This is a genomic window from Bacillus aquiflavi, from assembly GCF_019915265.1.
GTDB lineage: Bacteria > Bacillota > Bacilli > Bacillales > Cytobacillaceae > Bacillus_BT > Bacillus_BT aquiflavi.
In genome coordinates, this window is record NZ_CP082780.1 from 1,916,320 (window position 1) to 1,929,379 (window position 13,060).

Here is a 13,060-nt window from a genome sequence, read left to right on the forward strand (position 1 = left end):
AACCTCACCTCATCCCTGTAATGAAAACGTTTTTAATATTTTGATGTATTCTATAAATTGTATGACTTGAAATTAGGAATGTTTCATGAAAATTAATATCTTTTTGTTTCTGCTTCATATCACACCTTAACTTGTACATAACATTCGATGGAGAACTTTTTTGGCATCTTAAAGCAAGAAATGTATTATGGAGAGAAGTTAGTAAGTTATGAAGAATAAAAACAACAGATTGAAGAATACATCTACTGGTATAACCACGAACGATCAAAAGTAAAATTGACTGGACCGAGTCCGGTCGAATACCAAAATCAATCCAGCCAATTAGCTGCATAATAAAAACTCTAACTTTAAGGGGTCACCACCGTTTCGATCTATCTTTTTCAAAATATGCTCTTTAATTTTGTTTGCATATTTATGAAATTGAGGCTTAGTGAATCAAGAGATTGATTTCTAGGCTTCGCAGGCATGCCGCAAAACTCCATTACTTGGAACGCTAGCACGCCCGCTATTCTTTTTTACAAATCTGTCCAAGTAATTTCTTATTCTGCCTGTTCAATCATAATTTTTGTTTCAGTTCCCTTTGCCTCTATTATTGCTTTGGCACCTATCGGAAAAGTAGCAAACGGATTGACATGGCCGATATTCACATTTGCAATCACAGGAATATGCGCCAGCTCTGCCTTTGATTTTACTATCCTCTGCAGCGCCTCATCAGTCATGTTAGAGCCTTTTTGAAATCTTCCAATTAATAGTCCTTTAATCAATTGAGCATCTCGTAAATACAGAAGCGATTGGAGGTTGCGGTCAAATGAAAGAGGGTGTGTTTCTTCGTCATCCTCAATAAATAAAATGGCATTCTTTAAAGATGGCATATATTCAGTCCCTTGCAACAAGTTTAATGTTGAAAGATGACCACCAATAATCTTGCCTTCACTTTTTCCTTCATTTAAGACGAAGTAACCATCTTGGTGATAGAATGTCACGTCTTGTTGATCACGATACCAAGGATCGTCACTCCACGTTTTTGAAGGTTCGATTTCATATGTACCATCGTTCGTTACCGCACTTAAAAATGATTGCAATGTATAATCAAACCCATATTTAATCCCAAATGTAGAAAAAAAAGGACCTGAATAAGTTACGAGACCCGACTTTTTATAGATAGCTAGGCCTAAAGCCGTAATATCACTGTAACCACAAAAGATTTTTGGATTTTTACGAATTAAGTCGTAATCTATATATCGCAACAGTTGATTTGAATTATAGCCCCCTAAAGCTGTTAAAATTCCTTTCACGCTCGGATTCCGAAAAGCCTCGTGTAAATCTTCAATTCGTTCCGAAATGGAGGAACTAAAAAACTCATCGTGAGTGTTGACATGCCTTCCAAATGTTACTTTAAACCCAAGATTATGTAACCGGGCTGCGGCATTTTCTACTTGTTCGCCTTTTACAACTGCCATACTTGTTGACGATGCAATGACGCGGATTTCATCACCAATTTTAAGCTTATTAGCAAACATAAACTTCCCTCCCACCTTATTTCATTCATTATTGCAAAAATTTTGTCGAAAATAAATGTTCTTTTTTGCTGATTTATCTACAAGTCTTTAAAGGAAATTTAAATATTTTGAGGAATTTGTTTAATAGACCATAATTTCATAAAACAAGGGGATATTTCATTCATATGGTAACCTTCTACTCTTACATTGTTCGATTTATTTTAACTTTACGTTTAGGTCTTTCAAAACCACAGATGAAACATATGCTAACATTTATTCACGGAATTATTTTAACTGACGGCAGAAAGACTGTTTCACAAATACGGCGATCTACTCACAACCCTCGTGATCTTAGCAGTATGACACGATTTCTCAACGAATCTCCATGGTGTTCTCGCCGAGTAACCGATCGGCGCCACGAATTTATTATAAATACAATGAAACAAGCTCGTAACAAACAAATTGACAAACAACCGACCTTTTTCATTATTGATGATACCCAAGCAAAAAAGCATCGTTCCACTAAACGAATGGAAGGCTTAGACATGCATTTTTCACATGCAGATCGGAAAAGGGTGTGGTCACACAGTATTGTTACAGCCCATATTGTGAGCGGGGATTATTCATTCGCTTGGGATTTTCGTTCTTATTATCGTGAACCTTACTGTCAAAAACATGGACTCACCTTTAAAAGTAAAAATGATTTAGCAATCGAATTAATCGAAACGTATAAAGCTTCTTCCGATGAAAAAGTTTATGTTCTTGTCGACAGTTGGTATATGAGCAAAAAACTAATAGAAGCGTGTAAAGCAAAGGGTTTTTATCTAATTGGCGGCCTTCGCACAAACAGAAAAATCCGTGCAAAAAATCGCAAAATGAAAATAAGTGAATTTGCTGCAAATCATCTTCAACAATCTGATCTCCGCTCCGTTACAGTGGATGATCGTCATTATAAAGTGTATAAATGTAAAGAATATTGTGGTGAAACTGAGAAGTCGACTATCCTGCTCTCCTGGAAAGACAAATGTGATGGAGGAAAAAAACCGTTTTGTCTCCTATGCACTGATAACAGCCTTGATCTCGTGACGATCTTGCAATACTATGACGTGCGTTGGAATATTGAAACAGGATATCGTTATCTCAAAGATTTACTCGGTTTTAACGATTATCAGCTACTTTCTCGTAAGGGTATTGAACGTTTTTGGTGTATGCAGTTTTTGACCTATAACTTTCTAGAGTATCAACGAAAAAAATGGGAAGACGGAACTACACTTACAATTGGTGATGTAGTTCGAAGAATACGAAAAGACCATCTTGGGCTACTTGTTGTCTATGCATATGAACAAGGTCTTACCCAGAAGCCACTTATGGAAGTGTTAAAAAGTCTTAAACTGACTGCCTAAAAAAAAAGAAAGTATACCCATACTATAACTATGCCGTTTTCATAGGACTTTAGTAAAATTTGCAATACTCTAGTTCATATACATAAAACGAAACTCCTATAAGTAAAATTTTACTTAAATGAAAAAAGAAGCTAGACTAATTTATCAAAACCTAAATTTTAAAAAGGACATAACTTATTTTATATGCCTAGTATTATGTTAAGTCCTGTCTTGTTCAACTAACGCCCTGTTTGTTGAACAAGTATTAGTATCATTTAACATTCCCCTAAAAAGTATAAGGTGATATAGATTTTAACAACCTTTCTACTCCGTCTTTGTGGTAGGGCATTAAATTATTTGCAATAGTCCATCTTATCAATCTTCAACTAAACTGTCCTGTTAATGATAGAAAAGAGGATATATGCTTATATATTGATCATCATATCCTCTTATTAGTTTAGTTTATTTATTAAATGTATGGAACGAACTGCCTGTCAATTTATTTATCTTCAAACAAATGTAAAAATTGACCATAGCCTTCTTCTTCAAGCTTTTCTTTTGGGATAAATTTAAGCGCAGCTGAATTAATACAATACCTCAACTTCGTAGGACCGGGACCATCATTGAAAACATGTCCTAAGTGTGAATCTGCTGTCTTGCTTCTTACCTCAGTTCGAACCATCGAATGACTAAAATCTGCTTTTTCGATTATTTCATCCTCGCGTAACGGCTTTGTAAAGCTAGGCCAGCCGCAACCAGCATCATATTTATCTATTGAACTAAATAACGGCTCTCCTGACACGATATCTACATAAATTCCTTCGCGAAAATCATTCCAATACTCATTTTGAAACGGCGGCTCTGTACCATTGTTTTGAGTCACTTCGAATTGTAATGGAGTTAAATTACGTTTATTTTTCATCATCATTTACCTCCCAATGCTGCTTCAAAAAGTCATCTCTTCCTGATCCTGTTCGATATGAGTAATAACGAGTTGGGTTTTTTTTATAAAAGTGTTGGTGATATTCTTCAGCAGGATAAAATTCTTTTGCAGGCAAAATTTCCGTTACAATTGGTTTTTGAAAACGGCCGCTTTCTTCTAGCTCTTTTTTTGAACTCTCTGCAAGCTCCTTTTGTTTATGATGATGATAAAAAATAGCCGTTTTATATGAACCTCCCCGATCATAAAATTGTCCGCCGCTGTCTGTTGGATCAATTTGTTGCAAGAAAATTGTTAATAATCGTTCATAAGGAAAAATAACCGGATCAAAAGTAATTTGTACAGCTTCATAATGACCTGTTGCTCCCGAGCATACTTCCTCGTAAGTTGGGAATTTTGTCGTCCCGCCTGTATAACCTGAAACAACTTTGATGATACCTGGCTGTTCATCAAAAGGCTTTACCATGCACCAAAAACATCCCCCTGCAAAAGTAGCTAACTCATATTGTTGTTCGTTTGCTTCCATTTTCTCCACCTCTTTAAATCATCATCTTTTCCAATTCTATTTTGTCGGAACAAGTAATGTAAAGGATATATCATCTTTTTGCAAATCAAATGTATTTACTAGTAATTTTATATCACTTTTTAGCTCCATGTTTTGCATTGAGACATATATTATTTTATCATTCGGCTGAATTTTCACCCATTTTGGCAAGTGATAACGGTCTTGAATAAATTTTAATACATAAGAAACAGGTAAATTAAGTTCCCCAATTGCAATTGATTTTTGTCTTAAAATTAAATCGCCATTTTCTAATGCTTCAGGCTCAAAAGTTAGTTTCATCTCGATATTTTTACTAAATACTCGAAGCGTGCCGTATAACTCTACATCATCGTCGAGTTTCACTTCATAATGGATCGGTCCAGTCAATCCTTCCTTATCAAGATAATGATTAATCACTTCATTAAGGTCAGCCTTATTTGTCTGAATTGGTAAGTGAACGGCTTCTTCGTGCATTGATTTTTTTTCACTGTCAATGCGTTCTTCTTTCGCAGGTATAGTAATTAAAATAAGGATAGAAATAATGATCGCCCCATTAATACCTAGCAAAAGAAAAAACAATAACTTATATTTATTTTTCATTACCTTTCTGTCTCCTCTTTCCTTAGAGCAAAATTTCTTTCTGCTAATTGATCAATAATTTCTTCATCTAGTTCTTTGTATAATCGTTCTGCAATCAGTTCATAACCTTTATCATTTGGATGAAAATAATCTGAATAAAGTAAGCTTTCTCCATAATTTTCAAACAAATCATCTATCGGAACAAAATAAGCATGACGATATGTTCCGACAATCGACTCACTCATCGTATTCCAGTCATCGATAATTTTATTTAATTCCTTTAAATCAGAAAACCATGTAAAAAAAGGGTTATATAGTCCAACAAGGACAATCATACTATCTTCATTTGCCGTTCGAACTGTACTTAATATATCATGTAATCGCTCTTTAAACTGTTTTTTTGCACCGTCAAAGTGCTCAAGCTTTAATTGAGAAATATTTTCTCTTACAACTTTCATGATATCATTGCCGCCAATTGTAATGATCACAATATCAGCATCTTTTATAGTTTCCAATACGGGGGCAGTATCAAGTCTTTTTAACAGCTGATCCGATCTATTTCCTTTAATACCCAAATTGGAAATTTCAATTTCTTTGACACCCTTTTCCATTTCTAAATAATTTTTTAAATATGGTAAATAGCCACCTCGTTCCGTGCTGTCACCGATCCCTTTTGTTAACGAGTCTCCAACAGAAACTACGGTAAGATTTTGAGGGATAAAATCTTTTGGAATTTCACTCTTTAACATAAGAGATGTTTCCTTCTTTTTGTTCAATTCTCCACCTGTAGATATGCTGCAAGCAGTAATTAAAAAAAGAGTTAACGAAAGTAAGGTGAATATTTTTCTCATCTCATCACCCGCCTCTACAAATTATATTTATTATAACACGTTCGTCCACATTCAAAACAAAGTGAATATTTATGACGATAAGTCTTTTATCACATTAGTGAAGTATATCTGCCGTATAAAAAAAATAGGTCTTCTCGACCTATTTTTCTTGAAGTTTTTTTATATGACTAATAATCTCTTCAAATGGAATATCTTTTAATCCAGTATAATATTTCACCATTGTCCCTTCTTGATCAACAAGGTAAAAGTCTGTTCCATGAATTACTTGATCCCCTTTTTGAGGCTTTTTTACTATCGTCTTAAAATTATCCTTAGCGAAGTTTTCAATATATTCTTGAGTGTATCCGGTTAAAAAGTGCCAGTTAGAAAAGTCAGCGTTAAATTGTTTGCCAAATTGTGTTAAGACTTCTGGAGAATCGACTTGTGGATCAACACTAAAAGAGACTAACTCTACATCTTTAATTCCCTCTTCTTTAAGCATTTGCTGTAATTTTGCCATATTTGAGGTCATTGGTAAACAAACATCATCACAATTTGTGAAAATAAAATCGGCTACCCACACTTTCCCTTTTAAATCTGATAAACCGAAGGATTCTCCGTTATGGTCTGTATGTGAAAAAGATTCGATTGGATAATTTTTAGCATCGGGTATCGTATTTTTTCCACATGCGGAAAGAAATAAAACAGTCATCAATGTTAACACAGTTAATAACCGAAATTTCATATGTTCACCTGCATTCTAAATATATGTATATACACTTTAATATTGTAACAAACAATGATGAGATTAAAAAGAGACTTTATGACAATATTGTGTGCTATTTGTGAATGACAGCTACTATTTATTTTTAGATAATCGCCCCTCAGAAATTGTACAAAAAAAGCCTCGTATCGAGACTTTTTTTGTACAAGCTTTTTCATTGTTATTTAACATTATTCAAAGTAATACATAAATCCGATTGCCCCAACTCCTGTATGAGTACTAATAATCGGCGTCGTTTCAACAATATCGACATCTTTAAAACCAGTTAACTCTAAGATTGCATTTTTTATATTGACCGCAAGTTCGTATCCTTCTGCATGCGCAATTCCTACACTTCTAATTGTTTTGCCTTTTACATCTTGTGCAAATTGCTTAGCTAAATATTTAACAACTTGAGACCGGCTTCTTACTTTTGCAATCGGGGTGTACTCTCCTCCCTCTAACGAAGCAATGGGCTTTATATTCAATAATGAGCCGATAAGTGCTTTTCCTTTACCAATTCGCCCGCCCTTTACTAAGTTTTCCAGCGTATCAACCACAACAAATAATCTCGTTTGCTTTCGAACTTCCTTTAAACGCTCAATAATTTCTTCCGTCTGTTTTCCATCCTTAGCCATTCGGGCAGCTTCTACTACTTGAAACGCTAATCCCTTGGAAATAAACCGTGAATCAATAACTGTCACTTTCGCTTTTGTCATTTTAGCTGCACTTTCTGCAGAACGAACAGTCCCACTCATATTTCCTGTCATATGAATCGAAATAATCTCATATCCTTCTTGTCCATATTTATTATAAACTTCTAAAAAAGCACCTGTCGAAGGTTGCGAGCTTTTTGGAAGCTCACGAGATGCTTTCTTTTTTTTTATAAACTCACTCGGACTAAGTTCTATTCTATCTAAAAATGTCTTGCCTTCAATATGAATCGATAACGGTACAACCTTAATATTATACTTTTCAATTAACTCATCAGAAAGATCTGCAGTCGAATCAGTCACAATTATCATTTTATTCATTATCTCACATCCCTAAATTTAAACACTTATAATGTATTATACATGTTTAAATGAAATATTGGAGAAATTATTAGTGATTTTGTCGAAAATCGTCGTATCTTTAACCTCTAAAATATTTTTTAAATTAACATCGGCAAACAAAAAAACCCTTATGATCCAAGTTTCAGTAACCACACTAGAATAAATCATAAGGTTTTTAAAATTTTTTGAATCGTTGCAGAAAGGATATTTATTAACATTTCATGACGGTTTTTTTTTAGTTCTTCCCACTCTTGCTCGTTTTTTATCATTCTTTCATTTTCATAAATAATTTTGCTAGGTGAAAACTGATTTCATCTCATAGCAATGATAGGATTATGACTAAATCATTCAAACTCGCCCTCGCCACATGAAGTGGTAAAATTCTTTATTTAGCCGGTTTTTGCTTTTCTTCTTCAGAATCTTCGATGATGTCACTTGTTAAATCACGAGTTGAATTTTTGAACTCACGAAGTGTTTGTCCAAAGGCGCGACCGATTTCTGGAAGTTTTTTCGGCCCAAAAATAATAAGCGCAAATACTAAAATTAAGATTAGACCTGACACACCGATGTTTGAGAACATAGCCGAACATCCCCTTTACAGTTTTACTTACTTTATTACGATTATAGTATGTTTATATTAGTATCAGCTAAAAGGAGAAAGGAATGTCATGATAAATTCATAAAAGAATAGCAATGGTTTCCAAGTGTGACTTTTCTCATTTCAACATCCACATGATTTATGTTACACGAGCAAGTGAAATAAATTACTATCTTTATTTACTTCTGTAAAAGGAAAACCTTTTTTCTTCATTCTTAAAATAAGTGCTTCATAATCTTCTTTTTTCTTTAATTCAATTCCAACGAGAGCAGGACCATCCTCTTTATTATTCTTTTTCGTATACTCAAACCGGGAAATATCATCCGTCGGACCTAGCACTTCATCTAAAAACTCGCGGAGAGCACCAGCCCGTTGCGGAAAATTAACGATGAAATAATAAAGCAACCCTTCATATAGAAGAGAACGTTCTTTTATTTCTTGCATTCTGCCGATATCATTATTCCCTCCGCTAATAATACAAACAACTGTTTTTCCTTTTATTTGCTCTTTATATTGATCTAAAGCTGCAATTGGTAATGCTCCTGCTGGTTCAACAACAATCGCATGCTCATTATAAAGATCTAAAATAGTTGTACATACTTTACCTTCGGGAACGAGTACAATGTCATCGACGTTTTGTTTACATATGTCAAATGTCATTTCACCGACACCTTTAACAGCAGCTCCATCAACAAACTTATCAATATCATTTAAGATCGTTACTTCGTTATTAAACAGTGATTTCTCCATAGCTGGTGCACCTGTCGGTTCTACACCGATCATTTTTGTATCTTGGGACACACTTTTAATATAAGTGCTAAGTCCAGCCATTAATCCCCCGCCACCAATACTGGCAAAGACGTAATCAACTTTTTCTTCACAATCGTTTAACAATTCTACTGCCACTGTACCTTGCCCTGCAATGACTTTTTTATCATCAAACGGGTGAATAAACCGTCGGCTTTCCTGTTTCATACATGTTACCGCCTCGTTATATGCATCATCAAATGTATCGCCTGTTAAAATAATCTCGACGAAATCTCTGCCAAACATCTCGACTTGATTCACCTTTTGCCTTGGTGTTGTTGTAGGCAAAAAGATTTTTCCGTTTACTCCGAGATGCCGGCAAGCATACGCTACTCCTTGAGCATGATTTCCGGCACTTGCGCATACGACTCCATTCTTTAGTTCATCAGCATGAAGAGATTGCATTAAATAATATGCTCCCCGAAGTTTGAACGAGCGGACATGCTGTAAATCTTCGCGTTTTAAATAAATATTACTTTCATATTTTTCTGATAAGCGCTCATTTTTTTGTAGCGGTGTATGAGCTACAACATCTTTTAAATGCTGATAGGCGATCAGTATGTCCTCTACATTTACTCCTTTCTGATTCATTACCTTCTGTACCATGACTCACCCTCATTTCCTGTCTTTTCATTTTTATGATCCCATCGAGAATCAAACCATTCCTTTGTTAATATGTGAAAAAGATAACATAATAATATTGTGACTCTCTTTGATCAAAGTTTCACTTATAATTTTTTCATTATACCACGGAATTTTTCCAATTCAATCATATTTTCAAATTATTTTATTTTTCTGCATATTATTATTATTTATATTGAATTTTTATCTTTAAAGCGTTAAAATGGTGAAGTGGAATAAAAATAAAATGGTAATAATTTCAAATGAATGGTTATGATTATGTAGGAGGAGGAGTATAGATGACCTACACAATACGTGAAGAAGTTGCAAATGCTATTACACACGGAATTGGCTTTCTTTTAAGTATCCCGGCCTTTGTCTTACTGATCATTTTTTCTCTTAAAACGAACGATCCATGGTATGTAGTCAGCTTTACAGTCTTTGGGGGATCAATGATTTTGCTTTATTTATTTTCTACATTAACCCATAGCATTCAACATCGAAAAGCAAAATATGTTTTTGAAATTCTTGATCACGCTGCCATTTACATATTAATTGCCGGAACATATACACCGTTTGTGTTAATTCCTCTGCGCGGCGGGCTTGGCTGGATTTTATTCGGTGTTATTTGGACTCTTGCAATCGCTGGAATTGTATTTAAAATGTTTTTCGTAAAAAAGTTTATCATCCTATCGACACTTATTTATATTATGATGGGATGGCTTGTCATTATTGCAATTAAACCATTATACGAAGCCCTCGGAACGAGTGGATTTACTTTACTTTTAACAGGTGGGATTTTATATACGATCGGTTCACTATTTTATGTATGGAGAAAGATCCCATACCACCATGCAATTTGGCATATATTCGTATTAGCAGGAAGCTCTTTTATGTATTTTTGCATTTTACTTTATGTGTAATAATTATAAATAAAGTTAACATATGTTTGTCTTCTTTTCATCATCAAAAGGCTGTTCCAACATCATCGGAACAGCCTTAACTTTAAAGCAAATGCGCTTAAAAGACTTGAAAACGCTTATCACGAGACAGAAGCGAATAGAACATATTATCCATTAGCTTACAACGAAGAATGTGAGTGTTTCTCAACAGCCACTCTTCTTTTTTTATTTGCTTCGCTCATAAAAAAGAAATTCATAGTCATATGGATTTTTTTCATTTTTCGGTCCTTGTTCTCGTTTTATCAAAGTCCAGTCCTCAAGTGAAAAAAGTGGGAAATATGTATCTCCTTCAAATTGATGGTGTATCATCGTCACATATAAACGATCTGCAAAAGGTAAAACCTCTTTAAATATTTCTGCTCCACCAATGACAAATATTTCGTCAGCTTTTCCTTTTCCATATGCAATTAACTCATCGATTGTAGAAAAAACTGTACAGCCCTGACAAGTAAAATGCTGATTTCTAGTAATAACAATATTCTCCCGTCCCGGCAACGGCTTCCCGATTGATTCATATGTTTTTCTGCCCATTGCAATCGGATGTCCCATCGTCACTCTTTTAAAAAATTTTAAATCCTCTGAAATATGCCAAGGAAGTTTATTTTCTTTTCCAATTACACGATTTTCATCCATTGCCCAAATAAGTGAAATCATACGCTCACCTTCCCTTTTATATGTGGATGAGGGTTATAATGAACGAGCTCAAAATCTTCATACTGAAAAGCAAATAAGTCCTTTACATCCGGATTTAACCGCATTTGTGGTAGATTTCTCGGTTCCCTCGTTAATTGTAGCTTCACTTGATCAATATGGTTTTTATATATATGAACATCACCGAACGTATGCACAAACTCTCCCGGCTCTAAATCGCACACTTGAGCAATCATTAACGTTAACAGTGCATAAGAGGCAATATTAAATGGCACACCTAAAAATACGTCTGCAGAACGCTGATACAATTGACATGAGAGCTTTCCGTCCGCAACATAGAATTGAAACATACAATGGCATGGAGCCAATGCCATTTGATCGATTTCCGCTACATTCCATGCATTTACAATTAAGCGGCGCGAATTAGGAGTATGCTTAATTTGCTCAAGTAATTGACTTATTTGGTCAATCGTTTGTCCATCAGCTCCAGTCCATGAACGCCATTGATGACCATACACCGGTCCTAGCTCTCCTTGTTCATCAGCCCATTCATTCCAAATTCGAACGCCCTTTTCTTGAAGATAACGTACATTTGTATCGCCCTTTAAAAACCAAAGCAGCTCATAAATAATCGATTTGAGATGAAGCTTTTTCGTTGTTATGAGAGGAAAACCTTCCTGCAAATTAAATCTCATTTGATATCCGAATGTACTTACAGTGCCCGTACCTGTTCGATCATCTTTCACAATTCCATTCGTTAACACATGTCTACATAGGTCTAAATATTGCTTCATTTCAAAAACACACCTTTACACTTAAAATCATAATGATTTCTATTTTATCAAATCTGATTCATGAATGACACTATTTTAAATTTTGTATAAAAGCATACGTTTTAGGCGCATTTTTTTTTAAATTACTGTTAGTTTGTTCATTTAAATGATACATCGCAAACGACTCAGCAAAATACTCCTCAGGATATTTTAAAAAATAGGCATTATTAGGGAAAACCGCTCCTCTTTCCTCCTTCCAAATTTTTTGAAAGTCTTCTTGATGACGGATTTCATTATAAAGATAACGATCGATTGAATGAGCTAATTCATGAAGTTCTAGATTAATAGAACCGTGACTTTTTCCTTTTTCACTATGACCAATCTTAACTAAAATTAACTTTGAACCGCCAATGCCTGGGACTTCATCCCACTTCGTACCTATTTTTTCATATCCTCGGGGTGTTTGTCCTCGAAGATGCTTTACTGTTGGATTATCTGTTAATTTTCCCTCAAATAACTTCATTTTAATCTCTTTTTCACGGAGTTTTAATAACATTGATTCCGGCAGGCGATCAACCCGCGTAATAATGGAAGCAGCTTCTACATGATCAAATGGTTCATTTGGTAGAACAATGATATCCCCTAACAAGTCAAATGAATGCAAAAACATTAATTGTCGAAATGAAGAGTCACTCGCATAATGTTTCAAAGGAATACTTTGATAAGATGGTTGCGATGATTGAAACATAAAGAGAGGAGTAATAGAAAAAATGAACATCATGATTCGTTTAACCATTTCTATTTATCTCCTTTCTTTTTGTGTATAGGTTTAATAATTTACGATCAAAACAACATTATTAAAATTATAACATATGAAAATATGGATAGAGAATGACATGTTTGATGAGAAAAAGTGGTAGTGTGGGAGGTAAAAATATGATCATTTTGTTGATTTATTGGTTTTCTCGTGAAAGTTGGTCGTTTCATACGAATGAGACGAAGCATTGTATTGCTTAGTAAAAAAAGCTGCACAATGGCAGCTTCAGACTGTTGACA

The 13,060-nt window shown here is 34.5% G+C and carries 14 protein-coding genes and 1 pseudogene; 3 read left to right on the forward strand and 12 right to left on the reverse strand.

Annotated elements, in window-relative coordinates:
• Positions 1-144 precede the first annotated feature (144 nt).
• Positions 145-333 (forward strand): annotated as a pseudogene (locus K6959_RS19105) (IS3 family transposase); the annotation flags it as partial.
• A 206-nt stretch (positions 334-539) separates the two neighbouring features.
• Here K6959_RS19105 and K6959_RS09180 read toward each other — a convergent pair.
• The gene (locus K6959_RS09180; protein WP_223086303.1) at positions 540-1,520 is read right to left on the reverse strand and encodes a S66 family peptidase; all 981 of its coding nucleotides are present in this window, start codon (positions 1,518-1,520) and stop codon (positions 540-542) included.
• Between the two features lie 242 nt (positions 1,521-1,762).
• On the opposite strand from K6959_RS09180, the gene K6959_RS09185 reads away from it, so the two are divergent.
• The gene (locus tag K6959_RS09185) at positions 1,763-2,902 is read left to right on the forward strand and encodes an IS701 family transposase (protein WP_223086304.1); all 1,140 of its coding nucleotides are present in this window, start codon (positions 1,763-1,765) and stop codon (positions 2,900-2,902) included.
• Positions 2,903-3,380: 478 nt separating this feature from the next.
• Here K6959_RS09185 and msrB read toward each other — a convergent pair whose 3' ends face one another.
• The 8 genes from msrB to ilvA all read right to left on the reverse strand — a co-directional run bounded on the left by msrB (position 3,381) and on the right by ilvA (position 9,603).
• Positions 3,381-3,803 carry a peptide-methionine (R)-S-oxide reductase MsrB gene (gene msrB, locus K6959_RS09190; RefSeq protein WP_309484844.1) on the reverse strand — a complete coding sequence of 141 codons (423 nt, stop codon included), beginning with the start codon at positions 3,801-3,803 and terminating at the stop codon, positions 3,381-3,383.
• Positions 3,793-4,347, reverse strand: a complete 555-nt coding sequence (msrA, locus tag K6959_RS09195; protein WP_223086306.1) for a peptide-methionine (S)-S-oxide reductase MsrA — start codon at positions 4,345-4,347, stop codon at positions 3,793-3,795. The genes msrB and msrA overlap by 11 nt, the downstream gene beginning before the upstream one ends.
• Positions 4,348-4,383: 36 nt before the next feature.
• Entirely contained in the window at positions 4,384-4,965 is a 582-nt protein-coding gene (locus K6959_RS09200) for a YpmS family protein (protein ID WP_163242413.1), read from the reverse strand.
• Positions 4,965-5,795, reverse strand: a complete 831-nt coding sequence (locus K6959_RS09205) for an SGNH/GDSL hydrolase family protein (RefSeq protein WP_163242414.1) — start codon at positions 5,793-5,795, stop codon at positions 4,965-4,967. Before K6959_RS09205 ends, K6959_RS09200 begins: the two co-directional genes overlap by 1 nt.
• Before the next feature lie 139 nt (positions 5,796-5,934).
• Positions 5,935-6,519 carry an SCO family protein gene (locus K6959_RS09210; RefSeq protein ID WP_223086307.1) on the reverse strand — a complete coding sequence of 195 codons (585 nt, stop codon included), beginning with the start codon at positions 6,517-6,519 and terminating at the stop codon, positions 5,935-5,937.
• A 209-nt stretch (positions 6,520-6,728) separates the two neighbouring features.
• Entirely contained in the window at positions 6,729-7,571 is an 843-nt protein-coding gene (locus tag K6959_RS09215; protein WP_223086309.1) for a DegV family protein, read from the reverse strand.
• A 406-nt stretch (positions 7,572-7,977) separates the two neighbouring features.
• Complete coding sequence (locus K6959_RS09220; RefSeq protein ID WP_163242417.1) at positions 7,978-8,172, reverse strand: twin-arginine translocase TatA/TatE family subunit; 195 nt, start codon at positions 8,170-8,172, stop codon at positions 7,978-7,980.
• Between the two features lie 162 nt (positions 8,173-8,334).
• Positions 8,335-9,603 (reverse strand): threonine ammonia-lyase IlvA, encoded by a 1,269-nt coding sequence (gene ilvA, locus K6959_RS09225; protein ID WP_223086311.1) that lies wholly within the window; start codon positions 9,601-9,603, stop codon positions 8,335-8,337.
• A gap of 314 nt (positions 9,604-9,917) precedes the next feature.
• On the opposite strand from ilvA, the gene trhA reads away from it, so the two are divergent.
• A complete protein-coding gene (trhA, locus tag K6959_RS09230) occupies positions 9,918-10,541 on the forward strand; it encodes a PAQR family membrane homeostasis protein TrhA (RefSeq protein ID WP_163242419.1) in 624 nt (207 codons plus the stop codon).
• Positions 10,542-10,745: 204 nt separating this feature from the next.
• On the opposite strand, the gene K6959_RS09235 is transcribed toward trhA, so the two are convergent.
• From K6959_RS09235 to K6959_RS09245, 3 genes are all read right to left on the reverse strand, one after another.
• Positions 10,746-11,234, reverse strand: coding sequence for a dihydrofolate reductase (locus K6959_RS09235; protein ID WP_163242420.1), 489 nt, complete (start codon positions 11,232-11,234; stop codon positions 10,746-10,748).
• Positions 11,231-12,025 carry a thymidylate synthase gene (locus K6959_RS09240; RefSeq protein ID WP_163242421.1) on the reverse strand — a complete coding sequence of 265 codons (795 nt, stop codon included), beginning with the start codon at positions 12,023-12,025 and terminating at the stop codon, positions 11,231-11,233. The genes K6959_RS09235 and K6959_RS09240 overlap by 4 nt, the downstream gene beginning before the upstream one ends.
• 70 nt (positions 12,026-12,095) lie before the next feature.
• Positions 12,096-12,800 carry an anthrax toxin lethal factor-related metalloendopeptidase gene (locus tag K6959_RS09245; protein ID WP_223086313.1) on the reverse strand — a complete coding sequence of 235 codons (705 nt, stop codon included), beginning with the start codon at positions 12,798-12,800 and terminating at the stop codon, positions 12,096-12,098.
• Positions 12,801-13,060 lie beyond the last annotated feature (260 nt).

Excerpts from the sequence above, each read along its gene's own strand:
- K6959_RS09180 (WP_223086303.1), bottom strand. The coding sequence starts at position 1,520 with ATGTTTGCTAATAAGCTTAAAATTGGTGATGAAATCCGCGTCATTGCA.
- K6959_RS09185 (WP_223086304.1), top strand. The coding sequence starts at position 1,763 with ATGCTAACATTTATTCACGGAATTATTTTAACTGACGGCAGAAAGACT.
- msrB (WP_309484844.1), bottom strand. The coding sequence starts at position 3,803 with ATGAAAAATAAACGTAATTTAACTCCATTACAATTCGAAGTGACTCAA.
- msrA (WP_223086306.1), bottom strand. The coding sequence starts at position 4,347 with ATGGAAGCAAACGAACAACAATATGAGTTAGCTACTTTTGCAGGGGGA.
- K6959_RS09200 (WP_163242413.1), bottom strand. The coding sequence starts at position 4,965 with ATGAAAAATAAATATAAGTTATTGTTTTTTCTTTTGCTAGGTATTAAT.
- K6959_RS09205 (WP_163242414.1), bottom strand. The coding sequence starts at position 5,795 with ATGAGAAAAATATTCACCTTACTTTCGTTAACTCTTTTTTTAATTACT.
- K6959_RS09210 (WP_223086307.1), bottom strand. The coding sequence starts at position 6,519 with ATGAAATTTCGGTTATTAACTGTGTTAACATTGATGACTGTTTTATTT.
- K6959_RS09215 (WP_223086309.1), bottom strand. The coding sequence starts at position 7,571 with ATGAATAAAATGATAATTGTGACTGATTCGACTGCAGATCTTTCTGAT.
- K6959_RS09220 (WP_163242417.1), bottom strand. The coding sequence starts at position 8,172 with ATGTTCTCAAACATCGGTGTGTCAGGTCTAATCTTAATTTTAGTATTT.
- ilvA (WP_223086311.1), bottom strand. The coding sequence starts at position 9,603 with ATGGTACAGAAGGTAATGAATCAGAAAGGAGTAAATGTAGAGGACATA.
- trhA (WP_163242419.1), top strand. The coding sequence starts at position 9,918 with ATGACCTACACAATACGTGAAGAAGTTGCAAATGCTATTACACACGGA.
- K6959_RS09235 (WP_163242420.1), bottom strand. The coding sequence starts at position 11,234 with ATGATTTCACTTATTTGGGCAATGGATGAAAATCGTGTAATTGGAAAA.
- K6959_RS09240 (WP_163242421.1), bottom strand. The coding sequence starts at position 12,025 with ATGAAGCAATATTTAGACCTATGTAGACATGTGTTAACGAATGGAATT.
- K6959_RS09245 (WP_223086313.1), bottom strand. The coding sequence starts at position 12,800 with ATGGTTAAACGAATCATGATGTTCATTTTTTCTATTACTCCTCTCTTT.